The sequence below is a fragment of the Actinocorallia lasiicapitis genome (assembly GCF_054778695.1).
In genome coordinates this window covers 1-2,234 of record NZ_BAAGZI010000609.1, presented here as the reverse complement: position 1 = coordinate 2,234, position 2,234 = coordinate 1, and the positions used below count along the sequence as shown (strand labels likewise).

The following is a 2,234-nucleotide window of genomic DNA, read 5'->3' as shown; positions in this document are numbered from 1 at the left end:
CGCCCTTCGACGAGCTGGACGGGGTACGCCGCACCTACCGGCAGGCGGCCGCCGACGTCGCGCTGTGCGCGGCCGCGCTGGCCGCCTCGGGGATCAAGCCGGGCGACCGGGTCGCGGTCCTGTCGACGCCGCGCCCCGAGTTCCTCACCCTGTTCTTCGCGGTGTCGCGGATCGGCGCGGTCTGGATCGGGCTCAACCCGGCGAACACCCCGGCCGAGCTGGGCTCGGTGCTCGCCGACTGCAAGCCGTCGCTGCTGGTCGGGATGGTGCCGCACGAGCTGTCCGCCGACGTCCCCGAGGTCCTCGGCTACACGGCGCTGATCGCGCGCGGCGACGGCGCGCAGGCCGAGCCCGGCGGTTCGCCCGCCGACCCCGGGCTGATCGTCTACACCTCCGGCACCACGGGACGGCCGAAGGGCGTCGTCCTGTCGCACCGGGCGTTCGCCGAGGGCTGCCGGCTCCAGGCGACCAGGATGTTCCACACACCCTGCGTCTCGCTGGCGAACCTGCCGGTCAGCCATGTGGGCGGGGTCATGGACCTGGTCTCGGTGCCGATCGCGATGGGCGGCTCGGTGGCGTTCATGGAGCAGATCGACCCGGCGGCCGTGCCCGGGGTGATCGAACGCGCCGGGGTCACCCTGTGGGGGCAGATCCCGATCCTCTTCCAGCTCGTGCTGTCGACGCCCGCGTGGGCCGCCGCCGACGTCTCGTCGCTGCGGTACGTCGGGTGGGGCGGCGCGTCGATGCCGCGGGAGCTGATCCCGGCGCTGCGCGCGACGGGCGCCCGCCTCGACACCGTCTACGGGCTGACCGAGACCTGCGTTTCGGTCGCCTACAGCGACCCCGACGCCGACGACGAGACTCTGGCCACCACGATCGGCCGGCCCGACCCGCGGCTGGAGCTGCGGATCGTCGGCGAGGACGGCGTTCCCGTCGCGCAGGGCTCCGCCGGGCAGATCGAGCTGCGCAACCCGTGCCTCATGACCGGCTATCTCGATCTGCCGGCGGAGACCGCCGAGGTCTTCACCGCGGACGGGTTCCTGCGCACCGGCGATCTGGGCGTCCAGCGCCCGGACGGGACCGTCACCCTGGTCGGACGGCTCCGGGAGATGTACAAGTCGGGCGCCTACTCGGTGTTCCCGCGCGAGGTGGAGCTGGCGATCGAGACCCATCCGCAGGTCGCCGCGGCGGCCGTGGTGAGCGTCCCCGATCCGGAGCTGCACGAGGCGGGCGTCGCGTTCGTGGTGGCGTCCGCCGAGACGGCCGCCGGTCTCGACGGCTACTGCCGGGACCGCCTCGCCGCGCACAAACTGCCGCGCGTCTTCGTCCCGGTGCCGGGGCTGCCGCTGCTCGCCAACGGGAAGGTCGACAAGGGGGCGCTCCGCGAACGGGCGTTGCACAGCCCCGGCTCGGGGGGCTGAGCCGATGCGCACCGTCGTCTTCACCGGATGCGCGATCATCATCGCGCTCTGGTTCGGCTACAAGGTGCGCTTCCTGCGCGGCCAGTGGGAGAGCCCCCGCCTCTGGACCCTGTCGGCGGCGATCCTGTGCACCGGTCTGACGGTGTACCTGGCGTCGCCCGCGACGGTGCTGGCGGTGGACGGGGCGTCCGGCGTGCCCAATCTGACGACCCTGCTGGTCGCGGCCATCCAGACCATGTCGGGCGCCTGCTACCTGGTGCTGGCGCTGCTGTGGCGCTATCCGGGACGGCAGGCCGCGCCGACCGCCTGGAAGATCATCGCCGGTTGCCTGGTGTGCATCGGCGCCCTGAGCATCCTGTTCGCGCTGTCGTCGGTGCCGGTGGAGCGGACCCAGGACTTCAACACCTACTACGCGACCCAGCCGACCGTCGCGGCGTTCTCGCTGGTCTGGCTGGCGTGGGTGTTCATCGGCCACGCCACCCTCGCCTACTGGTGCTTCACCTGGGCGCGGCTGCCCGCCTACCGGCCCGTCCCGTGGCTGCGGCGCGGGCTGCTGCTGTACGCGGCCTACGGGCTGGACATCGCGGCGTTCCCGCTGGTCGGGATCGCCGCGATCGTCGCGCACTGGTTCGGGGTCGACGCCCTCGACCAGGCCTACAAGACGACCGCCGACCTCATCGCGCCGATCGGGGTGCTGCTGCTGACGGCTGCGCTCGCCGTGCCGAAGCTGGGGCCGAGCCTCACCAGGGCCGCCGACCGGCTGGGCCGGTGGCGGACCTGCCTGCGGCTGGCCGGGATGCACCGGCGGCTGCG

Annotated in this window: 2 protein-coding genes; both read left to right on the top strand. The window is 73.2% G+C overall.

The features are described from left to right. A partial coding sequence (locus ACYVE7_RS32850) for a class I adenylate-forming enzyme family protein (protein ID WP_460370325.1) occupies window positions 1-1,421 on the top strand: 1,421 nt, incomplete at its 5' end. A 4-nt stretch (window positions 1,422-1,425) separates the two neighbouring features. Next, window positions 1,426-2,234 (top strand): hypothetical protein (locus tag ACYVE7_RS32845; protein WP_460370324.1); only part of this gene is annotated, 809 nt, incomplete at its 3' end.